15 protein-coding genes are annotated in these 14,708 nt (G+C 72.8%); 11 read left to right on the top strand and 4 right to left on the bottom strand.

Features of this window, described 5'->3' with window-relative positions; genetic code table 11:
- The first annotated feature begins 8 nt into the window (after nt 1–8).
- From ribH to AB0G32_RS24260, 6 genes are all read left to right on the top strand, one after another.
- A complete protein-coding gene (gene ribH / locus AB0G32_RS24285) occupies nt 9–515 on the top strand; it encodes a 6,7-dimethyl-8-ribityllumazine synthase (protein WP_361166916.1) in 507 nt (168 codons plus the stop codon).
- A 13-nt stretch (nt 516–528) separates the two neighbouring features.
- Nucleotides 529–801, top strand: a complete 273-nt coding sequence (locus tag AB0G32_RS24280; protein ID WP_103543716.1) for a phosphoribosyl-ATP diphosphatase — start codon at nt 529–531, stop codon at nt 799–801.
- A 41-nt stretch (nt 802–842) separates the two neighbouring features.
- A complete protein-coding gene (hisG, locus tag AB0G32_RS24275) occupies nt 843–1,700 on the top strand; it encodes an ATP phosphoribosyltransferase (RefSeq protein WP_361166912.1) in 858 nt (285 codons plus the stop codon).
- A gap of 21 nt (nt 1,701–1,721) precedes the next feature.
- On the top strand, nt 1,722–2,189 hold the full coding sequence (locus AB0G32_RS24270) for a PH domain-containing protein (RefSeq protein ID WP_361166909.1): 468 nt from the start codon (nt 1,722–1,724) through the stop codon (nt 2,187–2,189).
- A 268-nt stretch (nt 2,190–2,457) separates the two neighbouring features.
- A complete protein-coding gene (locus tag AB0G32_RS24265) occupies nt 2,458–3,795 on the top strand; it encodes a hemolysin family protein (protein ID WP_361166906.1) in 1,338 nt (445 codons plus the stop codon).
- Nucleotides 3,792–4,877, top strand: a complete 1,086-nt coding sequence (locus AB0G32_RS24260) for a hemolysin family protein (protein WP_361166903.1) — start codon at nt 3,792–3,794, stop codon at nt 4,875–4,877. The genes AB0G32_RS24265 and AB0G32_RS24260 overlap by 4 nt, the downstream gene beginning before the upstream one ends.
- A 30-nt stretch (nt 4,878–4,907) precedes the next feature.
- Here the strand turns inward: AB0G32_RS24260 and AB0G32_RS24255 are convergent, their stop codons facing one another.
- Nucleotides 4,908–6,779 (bottom strand): AAA family ATPase, encoded by a 1,872-nt coding sequence (locus AB0G32_RS24255; protein WP_361166901.1) that lies wholly within the window; start codon nt 6,777–6,779, stop codon nt 4,908–4,910.
- Between the two features lie 450 nt (nt 6,780–7,229).
- Entirely contained in the window at nt 7,230–7,838 is a 609-nt protein-coding gene (locus AB0G32_RS24250) for a hypothetical protein (protein ID WP_361167052.1), read from the bottom strand.
- A gap of 211 nt (nt 7,839–8,049) precedes the next feature.
- Here AB0G32_RS24250 and AB0G32_RS24245 point away from each other — a divergent pair, with 211 nt between their 5' ends.
- From AB0G32_RS24245 to AB0G32_RS24235, 3 genes are all read left to right on the top strand, one after another.
- A complete protein-coding gene (locus AB0G32_RS24245; RefSeq protein ID WP_361166898.1) occupies nt 8,050–9,417 on the top strand; it encodes a peptidase C39 family protein in 1,368 nt (455 codons plus the stop codon).
- 145 nt (nt 9,418–9,562) lie between these two features.
- A complete protein-coding gene (locus AB0G32_RS24240) occupies nt 9,563–9,703 on the top strand; it encodes an SCO1431 family membrane protein (protein ID WP_361166895.1) in 141 nt (46 codons plus the stop codon).
- A 154-nt stretch (nt 9,704–9,857) separates the two neighbouring features.
- Nucleotides 9,858–10,466 carry a TetR/AcrR family transcriptional regulator gene (locus AB0G32_RS24235; protein WP_361167050.1) on the top strand — a complete coding sequence of 203 codons (609 nt, stop codon included), beginning with the start codon at nt 9,858–9,860 and terminating at the stop codon, nt 10,464–10,466.
- Between the two features lie 10 nt (nt 10,467–10,476).
- On the opposite strand, the gene AB0G32_RS24230 is transcribed toward AB0G32_RS24235, so the two are convergent.
- Entirely contained in the window at nt 10,477–11,706 is a 1,230-nt protein-coding gene (locus AB0G32_RS24230) for a glycoside hydrolase family 18 protein (protein WP_361166892.1), read from the bottom strand.
- Nucleotides 11,707–12,058: 352 nt separating this feature from the next.
- On the opposite strand from AB0G32_RS24230, the gene AB0G32_RS24225 reads away from it, so the two are divergent.
- Entirely contained in the window at nt 12,059–13,231 is a 1,173-nt protein-coding gene (locus AB0G32_RS24225) for an acyl-CoA dehydrogenase family protein (protein WP_361166889.1), read from the top strand.
- A 351-nt stretch (nt 13,232–13,582) separates the two neighbouring features.
- Here the strand turns inward: AB0G32_RS24225 and AB0G32_RS24220 are convergent, their stop codons facing one another.
- Nucleotides 13,583–14,020, bottom strand: a complete 438-nt coding sequence (locus AB0G32_RS24220; protein ID WP_361166886.1) for a hypothetical protein — start codon at nt 14,018–14,020, stop codon at nt 13,583–13,585.
- 226 nt (nt 14,021–14,246) lie between these two features.
- On the opposite strand from AB0G32_RS24220, the gene AB0G32_RS24215 reads away from it, so the two are divergent.
- Nucleotides 14,247–14,687 (top strand): Lrp/AsnC family transcriptional regulator, encoded by a 441-nt coding sequence (locus AB0G32_RS24215; RefSeq protein ID WP_016434164.1) that lies wholly within the window; start codon nt 14,247–14,249, stop codon nt 14,685–14,687.
- Nucleotides 14,688–14,708 lie beyond the last annotated feature (21 nt).

The raw sequence follows: 14,708 nt of genomic DNA, 5'->3' as shown, positions 1-14,708 counted from the left end.
GGAGCGACGTGAGCGGCAAGGGTGCACCGGAACTGACCGTGGCGAACGTCGGCGACCTGCGGGTCGCCGTCATCGCGGCGCAGTGGCACGAGAAGGTGATGGACGGCCTGGTGGACGGCGCCCTGCGCGCCCTGCACGACCTGGGCATCAGCGAGCCGACCCTGCTCAGGGTCCCCGGCAGCTGGGAGCTGCCGGTGGTTGCCAAGGGCCTCGCCGGGCGCGGCTACGACGCGATCGTCGCCCTCGGCGTCGTCATCCGCGGCGGCACCCCCCATTTCGAGTACGTCTGCCAGGGCGTCACCCAGGGCCTCACCCAGGTCTCCGTCGACACCGGCGTCCCCGTCGGCTTCGGCGTCCTGACCTGCGACACCGAACAGCAGGCGCTGGACCGGGCCGGCATCGAGGGCTCCAGCGAGGACAAGGGGCACGAGGCGGTGACCGCGGCGGTGGCGACGGCGGCGACGCTGCGTTCAGTATCCGAACCCTGGCGTCAGGGCGGCCCGCACAACCCGTAGAGTGGGCGGCACCATGTCCAAGAAGACGTTCGAGGAGCTGTTCACCGAGCTCCAGCACAAGGCCGCCCACGGCGACCCCGCCACCTCCCGCACCGCCGAGCTGGTCGACAAGGGCGTCCATGCCATCGGCAAGAAGGTCGTCGAGGAGGCCGCCGAGGTCTGGATGGCCGCCGAGTACGAGGGCAGGGAAGCGGCCGCCGAGGAGATCTCCCAGCTGCTGTACCACGTCCAGGTGATGATGGTCGCCCGCGGCATCTCCCTGGACGACGTCTACGCCCACCTCTGAGCCCCGTCCCCGTAAGAAACCACACGAAGGAAGCCGACCTCATGCTGCGCATCGCCGTCCCCAACAAGGGTTCCCTCTCCGGCCCTGCGGCGGACATGCTGCATGAGGCCGGCTACCGGCAGCGCCGCGAGTCCAAGGAACTGCGCATCGTCGACCCGGGCAACGAGGTCGAGTTCTTCTACCTCCGCCCCCGCGACATCGCCATCTACGTCTCCTCCGGCCGGCTCGACATCGGCATCACCGGCCGCGACCTGCTGGTCGACTCCGGCGCCGAGGCCGAGGAGATCCTCCCCCTCGGCTTCGCCCGCTCCACCTTCCGCTACGCCGGCAAGCCGGGCGCGGCGAGCGGCGTCGAGGACCTCAAGGGCAAGACGGTCGCCACCTCCTACGAGGGCATCGTCGCCCGGCACCTCGCCGACAACGGCGTCGACGCCTCCGTAGTCCACCTCGACGGCGCCGTCGAGACCGCCATCGAACTGGGCGTGGCCGAGGTCATCGCGGACGTCGTGGAGACCGGTACCTCGCTGCGCAACGCCGGTCTCGAGGTCTTCGGCGAGCCGATCATGAAGTCCGAGGCCGTGGTGATCCGCCGCACCGGCGACACCGCCGACGAGACGACGGAGGCCAAGGCCCAGCAGTTCCTGCGCCGCCTCCAGGGCGTCCTGGTGGCCCGGACGTACGTGATGATGGACTACGACTGCCGGGTCGAGCAGTTGGAGAAGGCCGTCGCGCTCACCCCCGGCCTGGAGTCCCCGACCATCTCCCCGCTGCACAACGAGGGCTGGGTCGCCGTCCGCGCGATGGTCCCCGCCCGCGACGCCCAGCGGATCATGGACGACCTGTACGAGATCGGCGCCCGCGCCATCCTCACCACGGCCATCCACGCCTGCCGCCTCTGACCCACCCCCTCGGAGACCCTCATGGCGGACACCGCAGCAGGGCGGCCGGAGCTGCCCGCCCTGCCCGTCACCTTCCGGCCCGGCCCCACCCGCGCCGTCCTGCTCGCCGCCGCCGTCGTGCTGTTCGTGGTCCTCACCACGGTCGCGATGCTGCTCGACGGCCTCGGCCCGGGGGAGCGGCTCAGCTTCGTGCTGACCGCGCTGATCCTGGACGGGGTGCTGCTGATGCTGGCCCGGCCCAAGGCCGTCGCCGAGGAGTCCGGCGTCACCGTCGTCAACCTCACCCGGCGGCGCCGGCTGGACTGGGCGGAGATCGTCCGGGTCAACCTCCGGGCCGGCGACCCCTGGGTCTTCCTCGACCTGAGCGACGGCACCAGCCTGCCCGTGCTCGGCATCCAGCCCGGCATCGCCAAGCAGCGGGCCGTCGCCGACGCGCGCACCCTGCGGGCGCTCGCCGAGGCACGCTCGGCCGGCCGGCCGGGGGCGTGAGCCACCTGCTCCGGGGCGCCCCCGAGGTGCGCTCCGGAGCGTCCGGGGGCGGATCGGGGCCCGATCGGGGCCGTCCACCCTGCCGCAGTCGCCCCGTTCGTGATTAATCTGGAGGGCGGCGGCGCGACAGGAGCGCCTCCGTCCCTGTCGCTCCGCCCGGTGCACAGGGGTTCCTGCTACCCGAGGAGTGACTCCCTCCGGCGATGGACGGATCGTCCTGCAGTACCTGCGCCGCCCCCGGTCGTGACACGACACAGGCGGCGGCATCATGACCATCCCCCTGCTGCTCCTGGCAGCCGCACTCCTGCTGATCCTCGCCAACGGATTCTTCGTGGCGGCCGAGTTCGGCCTGGTGACCGTCGAGCGCGCGGACGCCGAGCGGGCCGCCGCGGACGGTGACCGGCGGGCCCGCCGGGTCGCCGAGTCCCTGAAGGAGCTGTCCTTCCAGCTCTCCGGTACCCAGCTCGGCATCACCATCACCTCCCTCGTCGTCGGCATGCTCGCCGAACCGGCCCTCGCCCAGCTCCTGGACGGCCCGCTCACCGCCGCCGGCGTTCCCGAGGGGGCGGTGTCCGGCGTGGCCGTCGTGGTCGGCATGCTGCTGGCCTCGGCGGTGCAGATGGTGATCGGCGAGCTGGTGCCCAAGAACTGGGCGGTGTCCCGGCCGTTGCAGGTGGCCCGCTTCGTGGCCGGCCCGCAGCACGCCTTCGCCCGCCTGTTCCGCCCGGTCATCGCCGCGCTGAACACGGTGGCCAACCGTCTGGTACGCACCCTCGGCGTCGAACCGGCCGAGGAACTGGCCTCCGCCCGCACCCCGGGCGAACTGGTCTCCCTGGCCCGGCACTCGGCCCGGGCCGGCGCCCTGGAACAGGACACCGCCGACCTGTTCGTACGGACCCTGTCGCTGGGCGGACTGACCGCGCAGCACGTCATGACCCCGCGGGTGCGGGTCAGCGCCCTGCACTCCTCGGCCACCGCCGAGGACGTGGTCAACCTGACCCGCGCCACCGGCCTGTCCCGCTTCCCCGTCTACCGGCACAAGATCGACGAGATCGTCGGCATGGTCCACCTCAAGGACGCCCTCGCGGTCCGCGCCCACGAGCGGCTGCGCACCCCCGTCGCGGGCATCGCCCGCCCGCCGCTGCTGGTCCCCGAGACGCTGCCGGTCCGGCCGCTGCTGGCCCGGCTGCGCAGCGAGCAGCCGATGGCCGTCGTCGTCGACGAGTACGGCGGCACGGCCGGGGTGGTCACCCTGGAGGACATCGTCGAGGAGATCGTCGGCGAGGTCCGCGACGAGCACGACGGACAGGACCTGCCCGAGCTGGCCGCCGCCCCGTCCGAGGACGGCCGGCCCGCCTGGGAAGCCGACGGCAGCTGCCGCGTCGACGTCCTGCGCCGCATCGGCCTGGAGGCGCCCGAGGGCCCCTACGAGACCGTCGCCGGCCTGGTCGCCGACCTGCTCGGCCGCATCCCGGCCGTCGGCGACCGCGCGGAGCTGCCCGGCTGGCGGCTGTCCGTGCGCCGGGTCGGCCACTACCGCGCCGAGCGGGTACGGCTGGTGCGCACCGCACCCGTCGCCGTACCGGTCGCGGAGGCGGTCAGATGAGCTTCCTGCAACTCCTGCTCGCCGCGCTGCTGGTGCTCGCCAACGGGTTCTTCGTGGGCGCCGAGTTCGCGCTGGTCTCGGTGCGCCGCAGCCAGATCGAACCGCTCGGCACCGCCCGCGCCCGCCAGGTGCTGCACGGCCTGGAGCACCTGCCGCAGATGATGGCCGCCGCCCAGTTCGGCATCACCGTCTGCTCGCTCACCCTCGGCGCCGTCGCCGAACCGACCGTCGCCCACCTCCTGGAGCCGGTCTTCACCTGGATACACCTGCCGCACGGCGTGATCCACCCGCTCGGCTATGTCATCGCGCTGGCCGCCGTCGTCTTCTGCCACCTGGTCATCGGCGAGATGGTGCCGAAGAACCTGGCGATGGCCGCCCCGGAGAAGGCCGCGCTGTGGCTCAGCCCCGGCCTGGTCGCCTTCGCCCGGCTGTGCCGGCCGATCACGGTCGCCCTCGGCGCCTGCGCCCAGGGCATCCTGCGGCTGTTCCGGGTGGAGCCCAAGGACGAGGTGGAGGCCGTCTTCACCAGCGAGCAGCTCAACCGGCTGGTGGAGGACGCGGGCCAGGCCGGTCTGCTCGACCCCGAGGAGCAGGAGCGCCTGGAGGATGCCCTGGAGCTGGGTTCGCGCCCGGTGACGGACGTACTCCTCAAGGGCGAGTCCTGGGTGACGGTCAGCCCGTCGGTGACCCCGGGCCGGATCGTCGAGCTGACCGCGGCGACCGGTTACTCGCGCTTCCCGGTGGCCGCCGAGACCGGCGCCTTCATGGGCTATCTGCACGTCAAGGACGTGCTGGACCTGGAGGACTCCGACCGGGCCGTGCCTCAGCAGGTCTGGCGCCCCATGACGACGCTGCGGCCCGAACTGCCGCTCGACGACGCGCTCACCGTGATGCGCCGGGCGGCCACCCACCTCGCCCAGGTGGTCGACACCGGCGGCCGGGTGCTCGGCCTGGTCGCCCTGGAGGACGTACTGGAGCTGCTGGTCGGTGAGGTGCGGGACCCGGCGCACCGGGAGGTGGCCGAGGTGACCGTGGCCGAGCCGCGCACCAGCGGGTCCGCCGAGGAGGTGCTCGCCTCCTGAGCGCGTAAGGCTCCGGGCGCGGATCCGTGCTCACATGGCCGGCGGATCCTGCGGCCCGCGCCCGGAGAGCACCTCCCCGTACGCCTGCATCAGATCCGGCAGCCTGAGCGTCGCCAGGTCGTCCCGGGTGAGCGCGCCGGGGTAGGCGGACAGCCGCAGATCCCGGTAGGCGCAGCTCTTCTCGTACAGCGTGCGCAGGAACCGCCCGTTGCCCAGCTCGTCGATCCAGCCCTGCTCGACCACGTGCCCGGCGATCGAGCGCAGTTCCTCCAGGGCCTCCTCGTCCCACTGGTCGCCGTTCTCGGCGGCCAGCACCTCGCCGATCGCGGTCAGTTCGGTGGGGCGGTACGAGGGGAAGTCCACGCGGCTGGTGAAGCGGGAGGACAGCCCGGGGTTGGCGGCGAGCAGCCGGTCCATGCCCTCCGGGTAGCCGGCCAGGATCACCACCAGGTGGTCCCGGTTGTCCTCGGCCCGCTTCAGCAGCACCTGGAGGGCCTCGTCGCCGTACGCGTCGCCCTTGCCGTAGCCGGAGTTGGACAGCGCGTACGCCTCGTCGACGAAGAGGACGCCGCCGAGCGCGGAGTCGATCAGCTCGTTGGCCTTCACGGCGGTCTGCCCGAGGTACTCGCCGACCAGGTCGGCCCGCTGCGCCTCCACCAGGTGGTCGCCGCCGAGCAGTCCGAGGGCGTAGAACACCCGGCCCAGGATGCGGGCCACGGTGGTCTTGCCGGTGCCGGAGGGGCCGGAGAAGACGAAGTGCCGTTTCGGCGGCTGCACCGGCAGCCCCTGCCCGGCCCGCAGCCGGGCCATGTTCAGCTGCGCCGACAACGCCTTGACCTGCCGTTTCACCGGTTCCAGGCCGACCATCCGCTCCAGCTCGGCGAGCGCTTCGGCCAGTAAACGGGGATCGGTGGGGCCGGTGGGCAGCGACGGGTCGGGCGCCGCGGTCCGGTGCCGCACCGAGGGGTCGGCCGCCGCGGGCGGGGGAGCGGCGGGCGGCCCGAAGGCGGACAGCCGCAGGTCCCGGTCCTCCATGCCGAACAGCGGGTCCAGGACGTCGGGGCCCTCGGCGCCGTCCGCGGCGTCCTGCCCGACCCCGGACAGGGTCAGCGCCGCCAGGTCCGCCGCGTCCTCGTACTCGTCGCCCTCGGCGATCGCCGCCAGCCGCGCCGAGGTGTCCATGAACCCGGGATCGACCCGGTGCACGGCCCGGTACAGCGGCAGGGCGGCGGCGCTGCGGCCGGTGCCCTCGCGGGAGCGGGCCAGCCAGTAGCGCAGCTCCTTGCGCTGCGGCTGCTCGCTGCGGCACCGCATCAGCGCCCCGGCCAGCAGTGGCTCGGCCTGCCCGTACATCTCCAGGCGGACCCGGGCCATGCCGCCGAACAGGCCCGCCTCGATGCCGAGCAGCGGGTCGCCGAGCAGCGGATCGGTGTGCCGGACGAGCTGCTCCCAGTCCTTGACCAGGTAGGCCCGGCAGGCGTGCAGGAAGCGGACATGAGGGTCGGTGTCGACCGGTGGCAGCCCGGCCAGCGCCCGGTCCAGCTCCGGCACATGGCGGCCGTCCAGCCAGTGCGAGGCGTGTGCGAGCAGCAGGTCACGCGGGCTCTCCAGCACCGGCTGCACCCACCAGCCCAGCCAGTACCAGGAGTTGAGGGTACGGCCGTGCCGGGTGCGCTGTTCGCCGAAGCGGTCCCGGTGCCGGAACATCCTGAGCAGCGCGGCCGTCGTGTCGACGCGCAGCGCGTGCAGTCCGAGCCAGCCGTCGGCCATCCCCGGGTCGATCCGCACCGCGGTCCGGAACTCCTCCTCGGCCTGCGGATAGGCGCCCATCGTGTAGGCGTCCACGCCTCGCAGCCAGGCGAGGTCGGCCGGGGCCGGCGGGCCCTGCGTGCCGAAGTCCATCACGTCCCCCACGAACCGTGCCCCCGTCGGTATGCCACCGGGCCGTCGCCCGCCTTGCTCCGACCGCTGAACCGCCGTGCCCCGGGGCGGAGTTGCCCGGAGCGGTCGTCCGCGGGCCGCACCCCAGGGCATCGTACCCGCGGGGGTCTTCCCTCCGAAGGGTGCGGTGACGTGCTGTTGCGCGGGGCGGAAGCAGACGGGGCGCAGGGGGCGCGGTTACCGAGGGTAAGCGGTCGGCGGCGTCGAGGACCCCGAAAAAGGGTGATGTGGACAGAACGAAGCCCCCGATCACGGGGGAACAACCGGGGGCTTCGCGTCTGCCGGCGGCCCCGAAAGGCCGCACATTGAGAACGTAAGACCTGTCCGGTCCTTGGGTCAAGCCGAGTTGGGGCTTCACAGGAACTTGCCAGGGAGGCACTTTCACAAGTTCGACACAATGGCGGCGGCCGGTCACTCGGGGTGAGAATCGAGGCCCTGGGGTCCCGTCCCGGCAGGTCCCGGGAGCATCTCGTACACCTCTTGTCCCGTCTGTCCCGGTCGCACCAGGAGGTCGGCATGGGGGCGCGAAGGATCATGGCGGAAGTGCCGGCGTTCGGCCGGGATCCACCCGTCCCAGAACTCCCGCTGTTCCTCGCCGTCCCGCGTCCGCCCGCGCGCCCACGCCTGCTCGGGCGGCAGCTCGAGCCACAGCAGCGCGGCCAGAAAGGGGCGCAGCGCCCGGCGGCCCGCGCCCACCCCTTCCACCAGGACCACCGGGCCCGGCGGCAGCGCGCGGGGCGGGCCGAAGCGCCGGGCCCGCCAGTCGTAGGGGCGGTAGCGGGCGGTCTCGCCGCAGCCGAGCGGTTCGATCACCTGGTCGCGTAGCCGGCCGGTCCAGTCGAACAGTTCCGCGTGGCTGGCGAGGTCGTCCAGGTGCAGTACGGGCGCGCCGTCCAGGGCCCGCGCCAGCCGCCCGGCGAACGTGGACTTCCCGGAGCCCGCGTGTCCGTCCACACCGATCAGCCGGACCGGGCCGCAGGACGGGGGCAGCCGGCGAAGGCGGGAGGCTAGCTCGTGGATGGCGGGTCCTGAGGGGTGCGGCGGGCGGCGGTCGGTCGCGCAGCACTCTAACCGCGACCGGCGGGCACCTCTCGGGCGGCCGGGCTGAAGAGCGGTATTCATGGGCGTGGCATGGCGGAAAGTGCTGGCCGCGGCGGTCGGCTGCGGCCATAGTTGGCGCACAACCGTGCAAGGACCTGCCCCGACTCGGACACCTGGGGGTCTTCCGCCCATGAGCAGAGCCGAACAGCCGTCCCGCAGAACCGTCCTGGCCGTCGCGGTCGCCGCCGCCGTGGCGGGCACCGCCGCCCCGGCCGCCGCCGACGCCGCCCACGACGCACCGGGCCACGGCGCCGACCCCGACACCGCCCGCCGCGTCGACAACCGTGCCTGGACCACGTACCGCGACTGGCGCGGCGGTACCGCGCGCGGCACCCGGGCCGTCGCCGGCGACCGTCCCGGCGTCGTGCTCGGCAGTCCCGCCGGGACCACCTCGTACACCGACCCGCACACCGGCCGCACGGCCGACTGGGAGTACGCGACCTGGACCTCGCCGGTGCACCGGCCGGCCGTGCCGTCGACCGAGGCGATCGTCTCCTGGAACGCCCGCACCCCGGGCGGCACCTGGCTCCAGGTCGAACTGAAGGGCACCTACTCCGACGGCACCGACACCCCCTGGTACGTGATGGGCCGCTGGGCCGCGGGCGACCAGGACATCCGGCGCACCTCCGTCGACGACCAGAGCGACGGGAAGAGCAGTGTCTGGACGGACACCTTCGCGATCGACGACGCCTCGACGGGGCTGCGGCTGGTCTCCTACCGGCTGCGGCTGACGCTGTACCGGCGGCCCGGGACCCGCGCCACCCCGACCGTGTGGCGGCTCGGCGCGATGGGCTCCGACATCCCGGACCGCTTCACCGTTCCCGCCGCCGCGCCCGGCCTGGCCCAGGAACTGGCCGTCCCGCGCTACTCGCAGGAGATGCACAAGGGCCAGTACCCCGAGTACGACAACGGCGGCGAGGCCTGGTGCAGCCCCACCTCGTCCCAGATGATCATCGAGTACTGGGGCGGCCGGCTCACGGCCGAGCAACTGGCCTGGGTCGACCCCGCCTACGCCGACCCGCAGATCTGCCACGCGGCCCGGTACACGTTCGACTACCAGTACGACGGCTGCGGCAACTGGCCGTTCAACGCCGCCTACGCGGCCACCTTCGACGGCATCCAGAGCGTGGTCACCCGGCTCGGCTCGCTCACCGACCTGGAGACGCTGATCGCGGCGGGCATCCCGGCCATAACGTCCCAGTCGTTCCTGGCCGAGGAGCTGACCGGGGCCGGCTACGGCACCTCCGGACACCTGATGACGGTGATCGGCTTCACCGCCGACGGCGATGTGATCGCGGGCGATCCGGCCTCCGACAGCAACGAGGCGGTGCGGCGGGTCTACCGGCGGCGCGAGTGGGAGAACATCTGGCTGCGCACCAAGCGCTACAACGCCGCCGGCAATGTCGCCTCCGGCACCGGCGGCGTCTGCTACCTCTTCTTCCCGGCCCACCCGACCCCGCGCCAGCGCGCGGCGCTCGCGGCGGTGGGCGTGCGCTGAGCCCGCCGTACGACGGTCCCCGGCCGCGCGGGCCGGGGACCGGGCCCTGTGACGGACATCTCTGTCGCAACGGTGCTTTTCGGTGGCAAGGTGGACGGATCGGTGGGGGGGAACCACCCGGCAAGTCCGACCTCTGCGAGAAGCCATGACCGCACACAGCGCCACCGCCGCCCGCGTCCGTACCGGCGGCCCCCAGGAAGACGGCCCCCAGATCCTGGAGCACGTTCTCGGCTGGACCCTCGTGGTGGTCGTCGCCATGCTGGTGGTCCAGCTCGGACTGCTGTGACCTGACCCACGTCCCGGCTGCCATACTGCGGGGGTCCACAGCCCGCCGCAGTCCGGGGTCGATCGTGAACACCAGCCAGCAGAGCGCCGAACCGCCCGCCCCGGCCCCACCAGCCGGACACGCCCCGCCCCGGCCCCGTGCCACCGGCCGCTCGCTGGCCCGCCGCGGCGAACTCATCGCCATCGGCCGGCGGCTGTTCGCCGACACCCCCTACGACGCGCTCTCGATGGACGACATCGCCCACGAGGCCCAGGTCGCCAAGGGGCTGATCTACTACTACTTCCAGTCCAAGCGCGGCTACTACCTGGCGATCGTCCAGGACGCGGTGACCGACCTGGTCACCTTCGCGGCCGGCGGTCTCGACCTGCCGCCGGTGGACCGGGTGCACCGCACCGTCGACGGCTATCTGCGCTACGCCGAGCACAACCAGGCCGCGTACCGCACCATCGTCTGCGGCGGCGTCGGCTTCGACACCGAGGTGCACGCCATCCGCGACCAGGTGCGCGAGGCGATCGTCAGCACCCTCGCCGAGGGCGCCTACGGCCGGGCCGGCATCTCGCCACTGGCCCGCACCGGACTGCTGGCCTGGGTGTGCGGCGTGGAGGGCGCCACCCTGGACTGGATCGGCCGCCCCGAACTCTCCCGCGAGACCATGTGCGCCCTGCTGGTGAAGATGCTCGGCGGCGCCCTGCGGGCCGTAGAGGAACTGGACCCCGCCCACCCCGCGCCCGAGCCCGCCCGTCGGGACGGGCGGGCTCCCTGAGGCGAGCGGGTCAGCTGATCGCCTTGATCAGCTCCCCGTCCGCCGTGTCCCCGCTCAGCTCCCAGAAGAACGTACCGCCCAGCCCTTCCTGGTCCTTGTACGCCATCTTGCCCGCGACGGTCTCCGGAGTGTCGTAACTCCACCAGTCGGAACCGCACTTGGCGTACGCCGTGCCGGCCACGGTGCCGGTGGCCGGGCACTTGTCCCTGAGCACCTTGTAGTCCTCGATGCCCTGCTCGTACGTCCCCGCCGCCGGGCCGGTCGCGGTGCCGCCGGGCGCCTCCTGGGTGACGCCGGTCCAGCCGCGTCCGTAGAAGCCGATGCCGAGCAGCAGCTTCTCGGCCGGGATGCCGAGGCCCTTGAGCTTCGCGATCGTCGCCGAGCTGTGGAAGTCCGCCTTCGGGATGCCGTCGTAGGAGGTCAGCGGCGAGTGCGGGGCGGTCGGCCCGGTGCTGTCCCAGGCGCCGAAGTAGTCGTACGTCATCGGGTTGTACCAGTCGACGTACTGCGCCGCGCCCGCGTAGTCGGTCGCGTCGATCCGGCCGCCGGAGCTCGCGTCGGCGGTGATCGCCGCGGTGACCAGGTTCTCGCCGCCGAACTTGGCGCGCAGCGCGGCCAGCACCGCCCCGAACGCCTCCCGGCCGCTGGTGTCGCAGGTCAGACCGCAGGCGTTCGGGTACTCCCAGTCGATGTCGATGCCGTCGAAGACATCGGCCCACTTGCTGTTCTCGACCAGGTCGTAGCAGGACTGGGCGAAGGCGGCCGGGTCCTTGGCCGCCTCGGCGAAGCCGCCGGACCAGGTCCAGCCGCCGAAGGACCACAGCACCTTGAGGTCCGGGTGCTGCTGCTTCAGCTTCAGCAACTGGTTGAAGTTGCCCTTCAGCGGCTGGTCCCAGGTGTCCGCGACCCCGTCGACCGACTCGTCCGCGGTGTACGCCCGGTCGGTCGCCGCGTAGGAGTCGCCCAGGGCGCACTTGCCGCCGGTGACGTTGCCGAAGGCGTAGTTGATGTGGGTGAGCTTCTCGGCCGAGCCGGAGGTCTCGATGTTCTTGACGTAGTACTTCCGGTCGTAGGTGCCCCATTCGGTGAAGTAGCCGACGGTCTTGGCGCCGGCGGCGGCCCGCTCGGCCGTGGGGGCGGCGCTCGCGGTGCCCGCGCCGGCCAGCAGACCGGCACCGAGGACGGCGGTGCAGAGCGCGGAGACGGCTCCGCGCAGCCGGGGGTGGTTCGGGAAGTGCATCGGGGTGGCTCCTCGTGGGGGAAGAGAGAACGCGCCGATTGGCATGAACGCGATAGTGCGGTGGGCGGTCACAGTAGGAGGACTAGACCAGTGCGGTCAATGGTTCGGACCATTTTCCGAACGGACGCGTTCCGCTTGCGGGCCCCGGAGCGCGCCCGCAGCATTTCTTCGAAGTGAGCGGTCGTTAACTGGTGACGAGCGCTGCTCCACGGGGCATAATCACCGCACAGCCGCTGGTCAGCAGCTTCCGAGACCCGGGAGTACGCGCCCGGCCACGGCCGATCGACCCGGCGAGCCGCCCACCCACGGCGCCCGCCCGCCGGTGCGCCCCCACAGGGAGGAGAGCGTCGCCATGCACGACCCCGCCCCGCAGCCGGTGGAACGTCACCTGCCCACGGACGAGGCCCGGGACCTGATCTCGCTCGTCCGGAACATCGCCCAGCGCGACATCGCGCCGACGGCGGCCGAGGAGGAGGACGCCGGACGCTTCCCGCGCGAGCTCTTCACCCTGCTCTCCGACTCCGGCCTGCTCGGCCTGCCCTACGACGCCGAACACGGCGGCGGCGACCAGCCGTACGAGGTCTACCTCCAGGTCCTGGAGGAACTCGCCGCCGTCCGGCTCACCGTCGGCCTCGGCGTCAGCGTCCACACCCTCGCCTGCTACGCGCTCGCCGCCCACGGCACCAAGCAGCAGCGCGTCGAGCACCTGCCCGCGATGCTCGGCGGCGGCCTGCTCGGCGCCTACTGCCTCTCCGAGCCGTCCGCGGGCTCGGACGCGGCCGCACTGCGCACCAGAGCCGTCCGGGACGGCGACGACTGGGTGATCACCGGCACCAAGGCGTGGATCACGCACGGCGGCATCGCCGACTTCTGCACGGTCCTGGCCCGCACGGGGGAGGACGGCCCGCGCGGCATCACCGCCTTCCTGGTCCCGGGTGACGCCGAGGGGCTGAGCGCGGCGCCGCCGGAGAAGAAGATGGGGCTCAAGGGCTCGCCCACCGCGCAGGTCCACTTCGACGGCGTACGGGTGCCGGACGCGCGGCGGATCGGCGAGCCGGGCCAGGGCTTCGCGATCGCCCTGTCCGCGCTCGACTCGGGGCGGCTCGGCATCGCCGCCTGCGCGATCGGGGTGGCGCAGGCGGCGCTCGACGAGGCGGTGCGCTACGCCACCGAGCGGCGGCAGTTCGGCCGGCCGATCGCCGACTTCCAGGGGCTGCGCTTCATGCTCGCCGACATGGCGACCCAGATCGAGGCGGGCCGCGCCCTCTACCTGGCGGCGGCCCGGCTGCGGGACGCCGGGCGGCCGTTCGCCCGGCAGGCGGCGATGGCCAAGCTGCACTGCACCGACACGGCGATGCGGGTGACCACCGACGCCGTGCAGATCCTCGGCGGCTACGGCTACACCGCGGACTTCCCGGCCGAGCGGTACATGCGCGAGGCGAAGGTGCTCCAGATCGTCGAGGGCACCAATCAGATCCAGCGGATGGTCATCGCCCGGCACCTCGCGGGGCCGGAGGAACGCTGAAGTCGCCGAGTCCGCGCGGGGGCGCCGTGAGTTCGGCCCACTCCGGGTCGTGGCGCCCCGGCAGGGTGCGGCCGCGGTCGGCCCAGGCCCGCATCAGCTCGCGGTAGATCGGCGGATCCGGCGGCTGGGGCGCCGGCGGCAGCACTCCGGCGGGAACCGGGACGAACACGCGCCGCCGACGCCCGCTCGCCGTGAACGTGGGGGTCATACCAGGGCAACGCGTGAAACCGCGGACAGGTCACCGGCGCACGGAATCGTGCACGAGTTCACCGGGGTCCGGCCGCGCGCCCCCGGTGACACCGAGCGCCGACGGCGCCGGCCGGGAGGGCCCGGCCGGCCGCCTCCCGTGCCTCAGGCGGCCTGGCGCCGCATCGTCGGCACCCGCATCGGGCGCGAACCCGGGCCGCCGACGTGCGAGAAGGGCTGCATCCGCCAGTCCAGTCCCTGCGGGAGCGTCAACAGCAGGGCGGTGTGCTGCTCCTGCGGCTGGAAGGACTCGTCCGCGGGACGGGCGTCGGTCGCCCGGCGGCCGGTGCCGGCGCAGACCGTGAGCCCGAACGGGTTCCACGGCGAGGCGCACAGCGCGTGCTCCGGGAGCACCTCCTCGTCCGCCAGCAGCGCGATGGGCTGGGCGCAGTCCGGGCAGATCACCCGGTACATCTCGAACGTGTCATAGGTGTCGAGCTCGTCCTCGTCGAAGGCGTCGGGTTCGACACCCTCCGGCGTGGGCTCGACCACCGGCTGCTGCCGCTTGGGCGTGGTACGACCAGGGCGCTGAAGACTCTGCATGGGATTCTCCCCCTCGGGCTGGGCCGGGACGGCACTGCGGCCTCGACCACAGCAAGCACTTCCCGCCGCCCGTCGGCGGTAATCACGAGAACATCACGGAGGCTGTTCGAAGCCTGTGGCGTTCGTCACATGCCGCTCGCGGGTGCCCTGCGACCCTCACCGGCCGGGAGTGATCCGGGGTGCTCGGGTGTCCGGGGAGGTCAGGCGCACTGTAGGTTCTTGCGCCATGGAGGAGCTGGACCGACAGATCGTGCAGCTGCTCGTCAAGGACGGGCGGATGAGCTACACCGACCTGGGCAAGGCCACGGGCCTGTCCACGTCGGCCGTGCACCAGCGGGTGCGGCGGCTGGAGCAGCGTGGCGTCATCCGCGGGTACGCCGCGGTCGTCGACCCGGAGGCCGTCGGGCTGCCGATGACCGCCTTCATCTCGGTGAAGCCGTTCGACCCGAGCGCCCCCGACGACATCGCGGACCGGCTGGCCGGCGTCCCCGAGATCGAGGCGTGCCACAGCGTGGCCGGCGACGAGAACTACATCCTCAAGGTGCGCGTCGCCACCCCGCACGAACTGGAGGAACTCCTCGCCCGGCTGCGCTCGTTGGCCGGCGTCTCCACCCGCACCACCGTCGTGCTCTCCACCCCGTACGAGGCGCGGCCGCCGCGCGTCTGACGGACCTGTGTGCCAGGTGGC

The sequence above is a fragment of the Streptomyces sp. NPDC023723 genome, assembly GCF_040639815.1.
Classification (GTDB): domain Bacteria; phylum Actinomycetota; class Actinomycetes; order Streptomycetales; family Streptomycetaceae; genus Streptomyces.
The sequence above is the reverse complement of the archived record's forward strand: the minus strand, read 5'-3'. Positions and strand labels throughout refer to the sequence as shown.

What these genes read in the sequence shown, in the direction of transcription:
- AB0G32_RS24270 (WP_361166909.1), top strand. Translation starts at nt 1,722, where the DNA reads ATGGCGGACACCGCAGCAGGGCGGCCGGAGCTGCCCGCCCTGCCCGTC.
- AB0G32_RS24260 (WP_361166903.1), top strand. Translation starts at nt 3,792, where the DNA reads ATGAGCTTCCTGCAACTCCTGCTCGCCGCGCTGCTGGTGCTCGCCAAC.
- AB0G32_RS24225 (WP_361166889.1), top strand. Translation starts at nt 12,059, where the DNA reads ATGCACGACCCCGCCCCGCAGCCGGTGGAACGTCACCTGCCCACGGAC.
- AB0G32_RS24255 (WP_361166901.1), bottom strand. Translation starts at nt 6,779, where the DNA reads ATGGACTTCGGCACGCAGGGCCCGCCGGCCCCGGCCGACCTCGCCTGG.
- AB0G32_RS24245 (WP_361166898.1), top strand. Translation starts at nt 8,050, where the DNA reads ATGAGCAGAGCCGAACAGCCGTCCCGCAGAACCGTCCTGGCCGTCGCG.
- AB0G32_RS24230 (WP_361166892.1), bottom strand. Translation starts at nt 11,706, where the DNA reads ATGCACTTCCCGAACCACCCCCGGCTGCGCGGAGCCGTCTCCGCGCTC.
- AB0G32_RS24215 (WP_016434164.1), top strand. Translation starts at nt 14,247, where the DNA reads ATGGAGGAGCTGGACCGACAGATCGTGCAGCTGCTCGTCAAGGACGGG.
- AB0G32_RS24220 (WP_361166886.1), bottom strand. Translation starts at nt 14,020, where the DNA reads ATGCAGAGTCTTCAGCGCCCTGGTCGTACCACGCCCAAGCGGCAGCAG.
- hisG (WP_361166912.1), top strand. Translation starts at nt 843, where the DNA reads ATGCTGCGCATCGCCGTCCCCAACAAGGGTTCCCTCTCCGGCCCTGCG.
- AB0G32_RS24240 (WP_361166895.1), top strand. Translation starts at nt 9,563, where the DNA reads ATGACCGCACACAGCGCCACCGCCGCCCGCGTCCGTACCGGCGGCCCC.
- AB0G32_RS24265 (WP_361166906.1), top strand. Translation starts at nt 2,458, where the DNA reads ATGACCATCCCCCTGCTGCTCCTGGCAGCCGCACTCCTGCTGATCCTC.
- AB0G32_RS24280 (WP_103543716.1), top strand. Translation starts at nt 529, where the DNA reads ATGTCCAAGAAGACGTTCGAGGAGCTGTTCACCGAGCTCCAGCACAAG.